Source organism: Undibacterium paludis, assembly GCF_022568815.1.
GTDB lineage: Bacteria > Pseudomonadota > Gammaproteobacteria > Burkholderiales > Burkholderiaceae_D > Undibacterium.
Genome location: NZ_JAKZHX010000014.1, coordinates 97955 through 113075, shown reverse-complemented (window position 1 = coordinate 113075; position 15121 = coordinate 97955). Strand labels below are relative to the sequence as shown.

Genomic DNA, 15121 nt, shown 5'->3' with positions numbered 1-15121 from the left:
GGACTCATATGTTCTACCGTGAAGCAGGTCAGTTTAAAACCAGCTATCAGGCTGACAGTCAGATTTTCCCCATACGGCAGGACCGTATAGGAATGGTCCTGGTCCTGGCAGCGGCATTCATTGCCGTGCCGGGCCTGGCATCAGATTATGCGTTTTCAGCGATCTTCATCCCCTTTCTGATTTTTTCACTGGCAGCGCTGGGGCTCAATATTCTGACCGGTTATGCCGGGCAATTGTCGCTGGGTTCTGCAGCCTTCATGGCAGTCGGTGCATTTGCCTCCTATAACTTTGTCTTGCGCATACCGGGCATACCGGTCTTGCTGGCTTTTGTACTGGGTGGCCTGTCGGCAGCCATGGTGGGTATTGCTTTTGGCTTGCCATCCTTGCGCATACGGGGGTTCTATCTGGCGGCGGCGACACTGGCGACGCAGTTCTTTGTGGTCTGGTGCCTGACCAAGATACAGTGGTTCACCAACTACAGTTCTTCCGGTGTCATCACTGCGCAAGAAATGGTGATACTTGGCATTGCCATCAACACCCCTGTCAAGAAATACCTGCTGACGCTGATCGTTGTCTGCGTGATGGCCCTGCTGGCCAAGAACATGGTGCGCTCCAACGTCGGCCGTTCATGGATGGCCGTGCGCGACATGGACGTGGCGGCAGAAGTCATTGGCTTTCGCCTGATGCGCACCAAGCTGCTGGCCTTTGCCGTATCTTCCTTTTACTGCGGCATAGCCGGTGCACTGTATGCCTATGCCTATCTGGGTACGGTAGAGCCGGAGGCCTACAACCTTGATCTGTCTTTCCGCATCCTGTTCATGATCATCATCGGTGGTGTCGGTTCCATACTCGGCTCTTTCCTGGGATCAGCCTTTATCATTTTGCTGCCGATAGTGCTGAACATGCTGGCCCATGGCCTGGCCCTGCCGACCAATGTCGCATCCAACCTGGAGTTGATGGTATTCGGTGCGTTGATCATTTTCTTCCTGATCGTTGAGCCGCATGGTCTGGCCAGGTTGTGGCAAATCGCCAAGGAAAAACTGCGGCTCTGGCCTTTCCCGCACTAGCGGACTGTAACAGTGAAAGCAGACATACCGGGACAAAAAAATAAAGTTCATAATAAAGACGCTTCGCCATATCAGCATTTTGGTAAAAAAGCGTCAGAAATAACCATCCAAAACCTCTAGGAGACAAAATGAAACTCTTGAAATCCGTACTACTGGCCTCTGCGATCCTGAGCGCCGTTGGCGTTGCCCAGGCCAATGATCAATTCGTCCCCATTCTGTCTTATCGTGTCGGTCCTTATGCGGCTGGCGGGTCCGGTTTTTACGGTGGTGCCATCGACTACTTCAATCTGGTCAATGCCAAGGGCGGTTTGAACGGTGTCAAGATTTCCTGGGAGGAATGTGAGACAGAATACAATGCGTCGCGCGGTGTGGAATGTTATGAACGTCTGAAAAAAACCCAGGGCGGCGCCTCGCTGATCGAGCCTTTGTCGACCGGTATAGCCTATGGCATCCTGGATCGCGTAGGTGAAGACAAAATCCCGCTGACAACCCTCGGTTATGGTCGCTCCGATGCGGCTAACGGCAAGGTGTTTCCCTACGTGTTCCCGCTGATCACCAGTTACTGGAACCAGGCAGCGGCAATGACCAAATATCTCGGCGACAAGTCTGGCGGCATGGATAAGCTCAAGGGCAAGAAAATCGTTCATCTCTATCATGACTCTGCCTTTGGCAAGGAACCTATCCCGGTGCTTGATGCACAGGCCAAGCAATATGGTTTTGAACTGATCAAGATCCCGGTTGCCCACCCTGGTAACGAGCAGCAATCGCAATGGCTGCAAATCCGTCAGGCCAACCCTGATTATGTGATCCTGTGGGGCTGGGGTGTGATGAATGCAGTGGCCATCAAGACCGCGCAACGCAATGGTTATTCACGTGAAAAAATGCTGGGCGTCTGGTGGGCTGGTTCAGAAGAGGATGCAGTTCCAGCAGGTGACGCAGCAAAAGGCTATACCGCGATGACGTTCAATACACCGGGCAACTACCCCGTACTTGATGAAATCCGCAGCAAGGTTTATGCAGCGGGCAAGGGCAATCTTGGCGACAAGTCGCGTATCGGTTCCGTCTACCATATGCGCGGCGTCACCGCCGCCATTCTGTGGACAGAAGCCATCCTGAAAGCACAGGAAAAATTCGGCAAGGGTAAAGTCGTGACTTCAGAGCAGATACGCTGGGGCCTCGAAAACCTTAATGTTGACGAAGCCCGTCAGAAAGCACTTGGCGCCGCAGGCATGTTCCCGCCTGTGAAAACTTCTTGCGAAGACCATGAAGGTTCCGGAGCAGTCAAAGTCCAGCAATGGACAGGCGACAAATGGAAAGCCATCACGCCTAACTGGGTCACCGGTGACAAGGCATTGACACGCGCCATGCTGGAAGAGTCGTCGAACAAGTATGCAGCCGAGAAAAAAATCACGCCTGCCTGCCTGAAATAAATACCTGCACGAGCACGATGGTGAGGGCGCTGTTTTGCCCTCACCGGACTGAATAAACCATTTGCCAACCAAGATCATGAGCATACACAGCATTTCGCCTGAGGCAGCAAAGACCGACGTGGCCTATCTCAGCGTCAACAATATCGAAGTCATCTATGACCATGTCATCCTGGTGCTGAAAGGGATTTCTCTTCAGGTGCCGCAAGGGAAAATTGTCGCCCTGTTGGGTGCGAATGGTGCTGGCAAATCAACGACGCTGAAGGCGATTTCCACCCTGTTGAAAAACGAGCGTGGCGACATCACCAAGGGCGACATCAGTTTCAAGGGGCAAAGAGTCGATCACCTGACGCCGAATGAACTGGTCAAGCGCGGCCTGTCACAGGTGATGGAAGGTCGTCACTGTTTTGGTCATCTGAGTGTAGAAGAAAACCTGCTGACCGGCGCCTACACACGCAATCTGTCGCGCAGTGAATTAAAAGCCGAGCTGGACAAGGTGTATCACTACTTCCCGCGCCTGCGCGAGCGTCGCAATTCACAGGCAGGCTATACCTCGGGCGGTGAGCAGCAGATGTGTGCAATAGGCCGCGCCCTGATGGCCAGGCCGTCCATGATATTGCTGGACGAACCATCCATGGGTATCGCCCCGCAACTGGTGGAAGAGATTTTTGAAATCGTCAAAAGCCTCAATGCGCAGGAAAAAGTGTCTTTCCTGCTGGCGGAACAGAATACCAATATAGCCCTGCGTTATGCCGACTTTGGCTACATCCTGGAAAACGGCAGGGTAGTGATGGAAGGTGAAGCAAGGGACCTGGCCAGCAATGAGGACGTCAAGGAATTTTACCTTGGGGTATCGGGCGCCGGTCGCAAGAGTTTCAAGGACATGAAGTTTTATCGCAGGCGCAAACGCTGGCTGGCATGATCTTACTGCGCGAACGCGGTTGTGGCTTATGTGGGGCTCATGCGTTGCTCAAAATGCTCATGTACTGCAAGTACATTCCGCTTTTTGCGCTACTCCGCTTGTGACACCTCAACCCGCTGACGCCCGCTCGCTACAGATCATAAATAGCTTAAGAACAAAGAAAAACAATTCACACTAAACCACTATAGAGCATGCTCATGAGTGATTATCTGGACGCCCTGGAAACCCGCAATCCACAAAGCCGCGAACAAGCGCTGATGAACAAGCTGCCGCAATTGATTGCGCACGCCCAGACGGCGGAAGGCTGGGGCAGGATCTTGCAGGGAGTGGATGCGAATGACATCAAGAGCCGCAGTGCACTGACGCAATTGCCTGTGACCCGCAAATCCGACCTCAAGGATTTGCAGAAGCAGACACCACCGTTTGGCGGCCTCAATACCACACCGGCACGCCAGTTGGGACGCATCTTCATGTCACCCGGTCCCATCTTTGATCCGGAAGGCCGCGGCCAGGACTGGTGGCGTTTTGCCCGCCCCCTGCATGCGGTGGGCCTGCGCAGTGGCCACTTGCTGCAAAACTGCTTTTCCTACCATTTCACGCCGGCTGCCTTCATGGTGGAAAGTGCAGCTGCCCGCATAGGCTGCGCCGTCATCCCGGCTGGCATAGGACAGACCGAAATGCAGGTGCAGGCGATGGCAGAACTGCGCCCCGATGCTTACATCGGCACACCCAGCTTTTTGAAGATCATCGTGGAAAAAGCGGCTGACATGGGCGTCGATATTTCCAGCGTGCAGCGCGCCGTGGTCGGGGCCGAAGCCTTGCCGCCATCCCTGCGCAAGTGGCTGCAGGATCATGGCGTGGGCAATGTACTGCAAATCTATGCGTCGGCTGACATCGGCAATATCGCCTACGAAAGCATGAGTGACGGACAGGTCAACCCTGGCATGATCATGGATGAAGACCTGATACTGGAAATCGTCAGGCCCGGTACCGGTGACCTGGTGGCAGAGGGTGAAGTGGGTGAAGTCGTCATCACCTCATTCAATGCGGACTATCCTCTGATACGTTTTGGCACGGGCGACATGTCGGCCATACTGCCGGGCCCGTCACCCTGCGGCCGTACCAACCAGCGCATCAAGGGATGGATGGGCAGGGCTGACCAGACAACCAAGGTCAAGGGCATGTTTGTCCATCCCTCGCAAGTTGCCGAAGTCGTCAGGCGCCATCCTGAAATCATCAAGGCCAGACTGGTCGTCACCGGCGAAATGGCTAACGATGTGATGAGCCTGCATTGTGAAGCAGCGGGCCAGGATACCGGTTTGCAGGCCGCCATCGTCGAGAGCCTGCGCGATGTCACCAAGCTGCGCGGTGACGTGCAATTTGTCAGCGCTGGCAGTTTGCCCAATGACGGCAAAGTGATTGATGACGCGCGTAAATACGAATAACACAAAATTACCACTATCACAACAAAACCACGGGAAAGCCTGATTTTCCGTGGTTTTTCCGTTTTTGCACAAGCTGTCCAAAAATATTCTATAGTAGTTGCGTATTCCCTAATAAACAGTCTCAGCAAGCCACCCAGCGGGCCGGTTTGCTGTGGCTGCTTTTTCATGTCCAGACCTACCTGACCGGATGGAGACCCGTTCCATGACTTCACTCAATATCAATAGCAAAGAACACCAGCTTGACGCTGACCCGTCCACACCTGTGCTATGGGCCTTGCGCGATTCCCTGGGTTTGACAGGCACCAAGTTTGGCTGCGGTGCTGCACTGTGCGGCGCCTGTACCGTGCATCTGAACGGCCAGGCAATCCGTTCCTGCGTTACGCCGATCTCATCTGTTTCCGGACAGAAAATCACCACCATCGAAGCCATCGGCCAGGACAAGGTTGGCAGGGCCGTGCAGGCGGCCTGGATCAAACATGACGTGGCGCAGTGCGGTTACTGTCAGAGCGGACAGATCATGAGCGCCACGGCTTTGCTCAAAGCCAATAAAAAGCCCAGCGATGCCGATATTGATGGTGCCATGGCAGGCAATATCTGTCGCTGCGGCACCTATGTACGCATACGTGCCGCCATCCATGATGCCGCATCCACTCTGGCCTGATCAGGAGGAACGACCATGCATTTTGAAGCCCGTTTTACCGACCTGCCCAAACATTTGCAGGCATTGCTCCAACAATCCACACCGTCAGGCTCTGCTACCAGCAGCCTGCCACGCCGCAGCTTTTTGAAAATGGCGGCAGTCAGTGGCTTTGCCCTCGGTTGTTACCCAGTACTGACGCTGGCCCAGGATGCTGCCGCCAAGGCACCCGCAGGTCTGAAGCCGACCGAGCAGCCGGGCGCCTTTGTGCAGATTGCCGCCGATGGCACGGTGACCGTTACCATCAACCGTCTCGACTTTGGCCAGGGTGTACAGACTGCGCTGCCCTTGATACTGGCAGAAGAGCTCGATGCCGACTGGTCCAAAGTCAGGAGCGTCCATGGCAACAATCACCCGGCCTATGTTGACCCTGCCTTTGGCATGCACCTGACAGGTGGTTCGAATTCCATCAAGAATTCTTACACACAATACCGTGAACTTGGTGCGCGTACCCGCGCCATGCTGGTCAGTGCCGCCGCTGCCAAATGGAATGTCCCTGCAGCCGATCTGCGCACGGAAAATGGTTTTGTCATTGGCCCCGGCGGCAAGAAGCTCAGTTATGGCGAGCTGGCAGAAGCCGCCATGACCTTGCCGGTACCGGAAAAAGTTACACTGAAAGACCCAAAGGATTTTCGCCTGATAGGCAAACCCACAGGCCGTCTTGATGCAAAAGCCAAATCAACCGGTACCCAGGACTATGGCATCGATGCCCACCTGCCCGGCATGCTGACGGCCGTGGTCGCCAGGCCACCGGTGTTCGGTGCAAAAGTCAAATCATTCGATGACAGCGCAGCCAAAGCCATCAAAGGCGTCAAGGCTGTGCTGCGTGTACCGGTTGACCGTGGCGGTGAAGGTGTCGCCATCATTGCCACTGGCTATTGGCCGGCCAAACAGGCTCGCGATGTGCTGAAGCTGGAATGGGATACCGATGGTGTGGAAAAAGTCGATTCCGTCAAGCTGCTGGCCAGTTACAAGGAAATGACAAAAACACCGGGCAAGCTGAAGTTCAATGATGATGTTTCGAAAATCGCAGGTGCACCTCACAAGCTCAATGCGGAATTCGTTTTCCCCTACCTGGCCCATACACCGATGGAACCGCTGAACTGCACGGTCGCCATCAAGGGCGACAAGGCAGAGCTGTGGCTAGGTACGCAAATGCCCGGTCTCGATGGCTTCGCTGCGGCAACTGTGCTGGGCGTCAAGCCCGAGAATGTCGCCATCCATACCCAGATGGCTGGTGGCGGCTTTGGTCGCCGGGCGATTGCCACCAGTGACTATGTGGTGGAAGCCTGTCAGGTCGCCAAGGCCGCAAAAACTGCCGGCCTCGATGCACCGGTGCGTACCTTGTGGAGCCGTGAAGATGATGTCAAAGGCGGCTACTACCGCCCCATGCATCTGCACAAGGCCGAGATAGGTTTTGATGCGCAGGGCAATATCCTGGGCTGGGACCATGTCATCGTCGGCCAGTCCATCGTCAGTGGTACCCCATTCGAAGGCATGATGGTACAGAACGGTGTGGACGTCACGGCAGTAGAAGGCATGAAAGAACCATATGAAATGCCGATGCGCCTGTCCGTCCATCATCCCAAGATCAATGTCCCGGTCTTATGGTGGCGTAGCGTGGGTTCTACCCACACTGCCTTTGTCATGGAAACCCTGATCGATGAAATTGCCCAGGCCACCAAACAAGACCCGGTGGCTTATCGCCTGAAACTGATGGGCAACAAGCATCCACGGCACAAAGCCGCACTGGAACTGGCCGTAGAAAAATCTGGCTACGGCAAGAAGAAGCTACCGGCAGGCCGGGCCTATGGGGTGGCAGTGCATGAGTCATTCTCGTCAGTCGTTGCCTATGTAGTGGAAGCGTCTATCAAAAGTGGTCAGCCCAAGTTGCACAAGGTCACTGCCGGTGTGCATTGCAACCTGGCTGTCAATCCAAAAAGCGTGGAAGCGCAGGTGCAAGGTGCAGCCCTGATGGGTCTGTCAATGTGCCTGCCAGGTGCAGCCATCACGCTCAAGGATGGTGTGGTCGAGCAAAGCAACTTCGGCGACTTTGTGGTACCCCGCATTACCGATATGCCACAGATAGCCGTGCATATTGTCCCCAGTGCAGATGCCCCTACCGGCATGGGCGAACCTGGCTTGCCTGCACTGGCCCCTGCTTTTGCGAATGCCATTGCCAGAGTCAGTGGCAAGCGCTGGCGCGAATTGCCTTACAGGCAGGTTTAATGCAAGAAAATTAACTATGGAAATTGAATGTAGGAAATTGTTAAGTAGTACCAAATAAAGATAGGTCAACCTGGCTTGGGGCGTATCATATTCTGGACGTATGTTGTTGAATGCCCGGAGTGTGATGCCTCAAACCCAGGAGATTGATCATGGTCAAGTTCATCAGATTATTCGTCGCTGTTTTATCGAGTCTCTTCCTCATATTGCCCGCTTGTGCGGCAGACCATGGTACGGCGCAGGAGGCTGAAGCCATGGTCAAAAAAGCCATCAGCTATATGAAGACCAAGGGAGCCGAAGCCGCTTACCCGGAATTCAATAATCCCAAAGGCAGTTTCAGCGACCGCGATCTATATATATTTGTACTTGATTTGAGTGGCAAAAAGCAAGGGGCAAGGCTGGGTCGATTACAAATGGCCCCATCCCACGACCAAAGCGATTGAAGCCAAATCAACTTATTTTGAGAAATCTGGCGACGTGGTGGTAGGTTGCGGTATTTACAAATAAAGAAGCCAGCCGTGATAGAAGCTGGATGTAGTCTGTTGCTGTACCTGGCACTGTTACAGTGCCAGGTACAGCTTTTCTATGTATGCGACGACCATGAGCTCTGTCACTAACGCTTACTCAGGCACACCCCTGGCAAAGAAACTTGGCATACAGGCTGGCAACCATGTTCTTGTCAGGAATGCGCCACCTGACTATCCTGAGCTGCTGGCGCCTCTGCCAGAGCAGGTCCATTTTGAAAAAAAAGCCTCGTCCATGACTGACCTGGTCCACTTGTTCACCAACCAGAAAGCTGTCCTGATCAAGGAGCTGGCAGTATATAAACCCTGTCTGCGCAGTGATGCCATCATCTGGGTATCCTGGCCCAAAAAAGCATCGAAGCTGCCCACGGACATCACTGAAGATGTGATACGTGAAGTCATACTGCCCCTTGGCTATGTCGACATCAAGGTCTGCGCCGTCAACAACATCTGGTCCGGCCTGAAGATCGTCGTACGCAAGGAACTCAGGGCAACCTGGGAAAACGCATCTGCCTGAACGGCAGGTTCTTAGTTCGACTCCTTGATCAGGCGGCCTGAATTCTTCTGTATCGGCCTGGCATTCATCGGATACAGGCGACTGAAGATGGTCAACTGGTCTGGTGAAATTTCTATAGGTTCTTTCATGACCAGCCACAACACACCTTCACTGCAAGGTGGCGTGGTCAGTGAACCCATATAGGTATAGTAGTCGCGCTTGACCGGTAATATGTCGTTCATGTCCATGGTGGTCAGTGCCTGTACAGGCTCATTTTTTTCCAGCGGCAGGTTGTTCCACACATGCTGGACCAGGCTATGCGCCTTGCCGCGCTCTATCAACACGGCAACCACGGCCAGTTTGCCGTCAGCATCCTTGTGGACCAGATGAGCAACCATTTCAAAGCTCTTGCCATTGACGCGCTCTTCAGATGGCTTATGGAAATGGAACTGGGCCAGTTCGTAATTATGACCCAGCACATTGATGTAATTACCGGCCCCCATGTTCACCTGTATGGTGTGACCATTATCAACCACGCTGAAACGGCTGGGTTTGTAGTCAAAGGCAATCGGGTCCAGGTCGACCTTGATGCCATCGCGGATATCAATCGGTGACTGTCGTTCGCCAATATCGCATTTGGCATTGGCAGGATTAAGTTTGCCCCAGTTCAGCGGACCACCTTCGCCCTGATAACTCCAGTGCACCTGACCATGAACGGCCAATGTGCCTGCTGCAGCCCCATTGCCACCACCATGATCGCTTTTGCTTTTTACCACTTCTGGCCGGCGTACCGGTGGCGCATAGGCTGGACGTGGCACGGGCTTGGGTGCGCTGCGGGCGGCGGCTTCATCTTTTTCTTTGCGTATGACGCTCAGGCGTTCGGCAATGCGTGCTGCCAGTTCATCAGCTGCCAGTGCCTCTTTGGCGCGGACGGCTGCTTCTTTGGCAGACTCCTTGCTCTCTTTGGCGCCAGGTTTGCGCTCTTCCTTGGTGGACGCCGATGCAGAGGCAGACCCCGATGCAGCAGAGGCCGAAGCCTCTTCTTTGGCGGATGCCGATTTGATCGGTTTGGACGGCGGGTCGTTCGCCTGGGCGGACAAGGCCAGCAGCATAGGTACGAGCAGGGCGAGATAGCGGCGCATAATTGAATTCTTGGCAGTGAGATACCCTAGTTACGGCAAGTCTCTTTGCAAACTTGAATTCCTGCTGGCAATTTACATTTAAGGCCGCGGTCCAGCCCCTGGATCAGGTCGCAGGCGCCACACCTTCCACGATGAACAGGCGGCCGATGGAATTGGCCAGGCGTATGTCCTTGGCCTTACCATATTCGACCGAGTCATACCAGGTCTGCGCCTGCGCCAGGGAAGGGAATTCAACGATCACGGTACGCCAGCCTTCGTTATGCTGGTCATCACCACCCTCTTTTTGCAGGCGGGTACCGCCTCTTGCCAGGAACTGGCCGCCATATTGCGCAACGCTGGCCGTCGCCAGTGCGCGGTAATCAGCGTAAGGGCCGGGATTGGTCACATGGATTTCGGCAACGATATAGGCTTTGCTCATGGATATCTCATTTTCAAAAAAACAACACAACAGAATCGATCTGACCAGCTTACAGGCTGAGCAGACGGGCTTTGGCAGCCTGATATTCAGCCTTCAGACGCGCCACCACTTCGGCCACGGTGAGCACTTCATCCATCAGCCCCACCCCCTGCCCAGCTCCCCAGATATCGCGCCAGGCCTTGGCCTTGCTGCCGCCACCGGAACCAAAATTCATCTTGCTCTTGTCTGCCACCGGCAGGTTGTCGGGGTCCAGGCCAGCGGCAATGATGGATTTTTTCAGGTAATTGCCGTGCACGCCGGTAAACAGGTTGGTGTAGACGATGTCGGCGGCGGCGGATTCAACAATAGCCTGGCGATAGGCATCGTCGACGTTCGATTCCACTGTCGCCAGCCAGCGCGAGCCTATGTAGGCAAAATCTGCTCCCATGGCCTGTGCCGCCAGCACGGCGTCACCCGTGGCAATCGAGCCGGACAAGGCAATCGGACCGGCGAAGATACGTCTTACCTCACCAACCAGGGCAAACGGCGACAGGCCGCCGGCATGCCCCCCAGCGCCGGCGGCTACCAGAATGAGGCCGTCGACACCGGATTCCAGGGCTTTTTCGGCATGACGGATGGAAATCACGTCATGCATGACAATGCCGCCATAACTGTGGATGGCGTCGAGCATTTCTTTGGGTGGCGCACGCAGGGAAGAGATAATGATGGGTATCTGGTGTTTGACGCAGACCTCGACATCATGGGCCAACCTGTCATTTGACTGATGAACAATCTGGTTGACGGCAATCGGGCCTACCAATGCATCTGGGTGGGCTTCCTGGTAAGCGGCCAGTTCTGTCTGCAATTCTGTCAGCCAGGTATCAAGCAACTCTGCTGGTCTGGCATTCAAGGCAGGGAAAGAGCCTACGATACCGGCCTTGCACTGCGCAGCCACCAGTCTGGGGCCACTGGCAATAAACAGGGGAGAACCAATGACGGGCAGGCTCAGGTGTTGCAGTACCGCCGGTAGACGCGACAGGTGGGGCGAACGGGAATCCAGTGATGCAAGTGCCATAGTCGATATCCTCTAACGATAAGTAAGTTGACGTCATTAAGTGCTCATATCCAGTATGATTTTACCGTGCTGTTAACTTTTCCGTGGGGACACCATGACATATCAATGCTTTGATTTCAGTATCAGCAATAAAATCGCTCATCTGCGCCTGAACCGGCCAGCTACACTCAACACCATGCAACCAGTCTTCTTCAAGGAACTGGCCGGGATTTTGCAGGACCTGCAAAATCAGGCGAATGCGCGGGTACTGGTGATTTCGTCCAGCGGCAAGCACTTCACCGCCGGCATGGCGCTCGACGTGTTCGCCGGTGGCGGCATCAGCCTGGATGATGTCACTGCCATAGGCCGCGCCAATATCGCGCTGGCGCTGAAAGACATGCAGCACGCCTTCAACCTGATCGAATCCCTGCGCATGCCTGTCATCAGCGCCATCCACGGCGGCTGCATAGGCGGCGGCGTCGACATGATCTGCGCCAGCGACATACGTCTGGCCAGCAGCGATGCCTTCTTCTGCATACAGGAAATCAATATAGGCATGACCGCCGACCTCGGCACCCTGCAACGCCTGCCCAAACTGATACCGGAAGGCATAGTCCATGAAATGGCTTACACTGGCCGCCGCCTGCCCGCTGCCCGTGCTCTGGCGGTCGGTCTGGTCAATGAGGTGTTTGACACCCAGGAAGCGATGCTGGAAGCCGCCCTGCACATGGCAGCAGAAATCGCCGAAAAGCCACCGGTTGCCATCTGGGGCAGCAAGCAGGCCATCCACTACGCACGCGACCACAGCACTCATGACGCCCTGCAACAGATGGGCTGGCTGCAATCCGGCATCTGGCAAAGCGCCAACCTGATGGAAGCCTTCATGGCCAAGCAGCAGGGAAGACCGACCGCGTATGCAGATTTGGCGCCTGTGGGGTCGTTTTCTGAGGCAGCTTATCAATTGAAATAAGTATCACCATAATCAACGATCAAACCAATACCAAAATACGCGAGTAACGGTCGTGCTGACGTTGTTTTTGAATTTAGCAGTTCCCATGCGTAGCCGCCATTTGTGCGGTACAGAAAATGGATAAAGAAAGGCCCGTGTTTGAGGTGTAACAGGGGTTTCGTCCTGCGTAACGGCAATCGCTTGCAAGCGGCGCAGTGCAGTGCTACGCCTGGGTCGCCTTTCTTTGATTCCTTTCTTTGGCGAAGCAAAGAAAGAAATCCGGCCGCCGGGCCGAGACCCGGCTTGTGCCCACGAAGGGCAATCGTTTTAATCAAAGTACGACATTCGACAAACGATATGGCACGCCACGAACGCCGCTGGAGCACCAACCCGTTGGATTCCCGCCAAAAACACGCGGGAATGACGTAACTCAGATCAGTCGTCAATCAAATTGTCTTTAGCTCGGATGCATGTCGTTAAGACGATCAGCAAAACTTCACCCCACCCTGATTTCCCGTATCCCCTTCCCCAACCGCCTCCTCAACAAAGTTCGCAGGGTAACCCCGTCCGCATACCCCACCAGACCAGCAATCTGCTCTACGCTGTGATTGGAAGTCTTCAGCAGATGTACCGCTTTTTCTATGCGCAAATCCTGCACATACGACACCGGCGTCTTGCCCAAGACTTCATGAATACGCCGCGCCAGGGTACGCTTGCTGGTCGCCAGCGCATCAGCCGCCTCATCGAGATTAAAGCCCTGGTCCAGATGGCTGCGTGCCCAGCGATCGAAGCGTTCCACCATGGGGTCGGCATGCGAGAGATGATCAGAAATCACATATGCCGTTTGTGATGGACGGCTGTCAACCACCAGATAACTGGCAACCAGGCTAGCCAGTTCAGGGTTGCTCTGTCGTATCAGCCACAACATCATGTCCATATGACTGAACGCCGCACCGGCGGTCAGGAACTGACCGGACTGGACGATCATGTGGCTGGTGTTGAGGCGTACGGACGGATAACGCTGGCGGAACAGGGGATTGAGCCACCAGGTTGTCGTGGCATCGCGCTCATCAAGCACGCCACTCTCCGCCAGCACAAAAGTGCCTATGCAGGCAGCAGCAATACGTACACCATCATCGGCCCAGCGGGACAAGGCAGCGCTCGCCTCTTTCACATCAGGGCGTGCCAGCGCCTGGGTCAAGGTATCCGGCATCTTGTAGCCCAGGGCGGGTACGATGACCAGGTCAGGCGCGGGTACTTCATCGGCACGCATTACTGTCACACTCATGCCTTGCGCGGTTTGCACACGCCGCCGCATGCCCACCAGTGATATGTTCATGGGTGCTGCAGGGTCTGCCTGCAAGCCGGACAATTCATTCGCTGTCGTCAGTGCATCGAGCACGATGGAGAGGCCGGTATCGAAAACACCATCGAGAGCAAGGATGTTGATGTTCATGGCAAAATCCATACCAAAGATGTCAATCGCGCCAGTATCAAACAAACCGGGTCATCTGTAAAGTCTCACTTCATCGCAATCCCGCGATGCAAGTATAGATTCAAGTCAATGGAGATATATCATGATCAAGCACGCCCTGTTCGCCCGTTTTGAAGCCAAACCTGGCAAAGCCGCCGATGTTGCCGCCTTTCTGGAAATGGGTCTGGCCCTGGCCAACCAGGAAGCTACAACGCCGATCTGGTTCGCCCTGCAATTGTCTGACAATGTCTTCGGCGTATTCGATGCCTTTGAGACTGAAGCAGACCGTCAGGCGCATTTGCAGGGCCCGATCGCCCAGGCGTTGATGAGCAAGGCGGAAGAATTGTTCAGCAGCCCGCCCAGCATAGAAAAAATCGAGGTACTGGGTTTGAAAAATCTGGCAAGATAATCAGGACATCAGAACAACACTCAAGGGGGAAACAGCATGTATGAAAAAAACCTGATTGCCGGTTGGGGTGATATGGATTTCAATTCCCATATGCGCAACACCGCTTACCTGGACAAGTCTGCCGATGTCAGGATGATGTATTTTTCTGACTGCGGTTTCCCCATGAGTGCATTCATGCAACTGCGCCTGGGGCCAGTGGTGATGAAAGATGAAATCGAGTATTTTCGCGAATTCCATTTGCTTGATGAAGTCGTCGTGACGCAAAGTCTTGCAGGCCTGTCTGACGATGGGCGCAAGCTGAAGATACGCAATGAATTTTTCAACAAGGGGAAACTGGCGGCACGTGTTACCTCACTGGTAGGATGGCTTGACCTGTCCGCCCGCAAACTGACCAGCCCGCCGGAAAAATTATTGCAAGCCTTGCAGCAACTGGACCGCACCGCAGATTTCGAAGTGCTGCCCGATAGCCTGAACAATAAAGAGGGAGGTCAGCAATGAGCATACGCATAGTCCAGTTGGGTACAGCGCGCGCAGCGGATGAAGGTCTGCGTATCGGCACGGTAAGGCGACCGCCACGCGGCGTACCCAAGACTGAATTTGCCAGCCGCAACTATTATGATGTCTGGTTCCCCAATCTGTCACCGAGTGCAGAACTGATGGCACAGGGCAAGGCCGTTGACAGTGACGCGGAATGGGCCAGATTTGCCCGCAGCTACAAGGCAGAAATGAATACCGCCGACGCCGGCAAGGTACTCGATTTACTGGCGGCAATGTCAAAGACAACAAATTTTTCTGTCGGTTGCTATTGTGAAGACGAGAGCCGCTGTCATCGCTCTCTGCTCAGGCAGTTATTGCTGGAACATGGCGCAAACATGCATGATTGAACCCTGCG

At 54.6% G+C, this 15121-nt stretch carries 16 protein-coding genes; 12 read left to right on the top strand and 4 right to left on the bottom strand.

Annotation, left to right across the window (positions count from 1 at the left end; all coding sequences use genetic code 11):
- Positions 1-8: 8 nt before the first annotated feature.
- From LZ463_RS22595 to LZ463_RS22560, 8 genes are all read left to right on the top strand, one after another.
- Entirely contained in the window at positions 9-1067 is a 1059-nt protein-coding gene (locus LZ463_RS22595; protein ID WP_241458556.1) for a branched-chain amino acid ABC transporter permease, read from the top strand.
- Between the two features lie 128 nt (positions 1068-1195).
- Positions 1196-2497: an ABC transporter substrate-binding protein gene (locus LZ463_RS22590; RefSeq protein WP_241458555.1), complete on the top strand. Its 1302-nt coding sequence runs from the start codon at positions 1196-1198 to the stop codon at positions 2495-2497.
- A 76-nt stretch (positions 2498-2573) separates the two neighbouring features.
- Complete coding sequence (locus LZ463_RS22585) at positions 2574-3416, top strand: ABC transporter ATP-binding protein (protein WP_241458554.1); 843 nt, start codon at positions 2574-2576, stop codon at positions 3414-3416.
- A gap of 197 nt (positions 3417-3613) precedes the next feature.
- Positions 3614-4861, top strand: a complete 1248-nt coding sequence (locus LZ463_RS22580; protein ID WP_241458553.1) for a phenylacetate--CoA ligase family protein — start codon at positions 3614-3616, stop codon at positions 4859-4861.
- A 202-nt stretch (positions 4862-5063) separates the two neighbouring features.
- Positions 5064-5522, top strand: coding sequence for a (2Fe-2S)-binding protein (locus LZ463_RS22575; RefSeq protein WP_241458552.1), 459 nt, complete (start codon positions 5064-5066; stop codon positions 5520-5522).
- A gap of 15 nt (positions 5523-5537) precedes the next feature.
- The gene (locus tag LZ463_RS22570) at positions 5538-7787 is read left to right on the top strand and encodes a xanthine dehydrogenase family protein molybdopterin-binding subunit (RefSeq protein WP_241458551.1); all 2250 of its coding nucleotides are present in this window, start codon (positions 5538-5540) and stop codon (positions 7785-7787) included.
- Between the two features lie 149 nt (positions 7788-7936).
- Positions 7937-8227 (top strand): hypothetical protein, encoded by a 291-nt coding sequence (locus LZ463_RS22565; RefSeq protein ID WP_347176289.1) that lies wholly within the window; start codon positions 7937-7939, stop codon positions 8225-8227.
- A gap of 157 nt (positions 8228-8384) precedes the next feature.
- Positions 8385-8825, top strand: coding sequence for a DUF3052 domain-containing protein (locus tag LZ463_RS22560; RefSeq protein ID WP_241458550.1), 441 nt, complete (start codon positions 8385-8387; stop codon positions 8823-8825).
- Positions 8826-8836: 11 nt separating this feature from the next.
- Here the strand turns inward: LZ463_RS22560 and LZ463_RS22555 are convergent, their stop codons facing one another.
- From LZ463_RS22555 to LZ463_RS22545, 3 genes are all read right to left on the bottom strand, one after another.
- Positions 8837-9946 carry a carbonic anhydrase gene (locus tag LZ463_RS22555; protein ID WP_241458549.1) on the bottom strand — a complete coding sequence of 370 codons (1110 nt, stop codon included), beginning with the start codon at positions 9944-9946 and terminating at the stop codon, positions 8837-8839.
- 103 nt (positions 9947-10049) lie between these two features.
- Entirely contained in the window at positions 10050-10364 is a 315-nt protein-coding gene (locus tag LZ463_RS22550) for a DUF1330 domain-containing protein (protein ID WP_241458548.1), read from the bottom strand.
- Between the two features lie 49 nt (positions 10365-10413).
- On the bottom strand, positions 10414-11418 hold the full coding sequence (locus LZ463_RS22545) for an NAD(P)H-dependent flavin oxidoreductase (RefSeq protein WP_241458547.1): 1005 nt from the start codon (positions 11416-11418) through the stop codon (positions 10414-10416).
- Positions 11419-11512: 94 nt separating this feature from the next.
- On the opposite strand from LZ463_RS22545, the gene LZ463_RS22540 reads away from it, so the two are divergent.
- On the top strand, positions 11513-12367 hold the full coding sequence (locus tag LZ463_RS22540; protein WP_241458546.1) for an enoyl-CoA hydratase-related protein: 855 nt from the start codon (positions 11513-11515) through the stop codon (positions 12365-12367).
- Positions 12368-12842: 475 nt separating this feature from the next.
- On the opposite strand, the gene LZ463_RS22535 is transcribed toward LZ463_RS22540, so the two are convergent.
- Complete coding sequence (locus tag LZ463_RS22535; protein ID WP_241458545.1) at positions 12843-13802, bottom strand: GlxA family transcriptional regulator; 960 nt, start codon at positions 13800-13802, stop codon at positions 12843-12845.
- Between the two features lie 121 nt (positions 13803-13923).
- Here LZ463_RS22535 and LZ463_RS22530 point away from each other — a divergent pair, with 121 nt between their 5' ends.
- Genes LZ463_RS22530 through LZ463_RS22520 form a run of 3 tightly spaced genes read left to right on the top strand, consistent with a single transcriptional unit; the run spans position 13924 to position 15113 of the window.
- The gene (locus LZ463_RS22530) at positions 13924-14229 is read left to right on the top strand and encodes a putative quinol monooxygenase (protein ID WP_241458544.1); all 306 of its coding nucleotides are present in this window, start codon (positions 13924-13926) and stop codon (positions 14227-14229) included.
- 36 nt (positions 14230-14265) lie between these two features.
- Entirely contained in the window at positions 14266-14727 is a 462-nt protein-coding gene (locus tag LZ463_RS22525; protein ID WP_241458543.1) for a thioesterase family protein, read from the top strand.
- Positions 14724-15113, top strand: a complete 390-nt coding sequence (locus tag LZ463_RS22520) for a DUF488 domain-containing protein (RefSeq protein ID WP_241458542.1) — start codon at positions 14724-14726, stop codon at positions 15111-15113. Before LZ463_RS22525 ends, LZ463_RS22520 begins: the two co-directional genes overlap by 4 nt.
- Positions 15114-15121 lie beyond the last annotated feature (8 nt).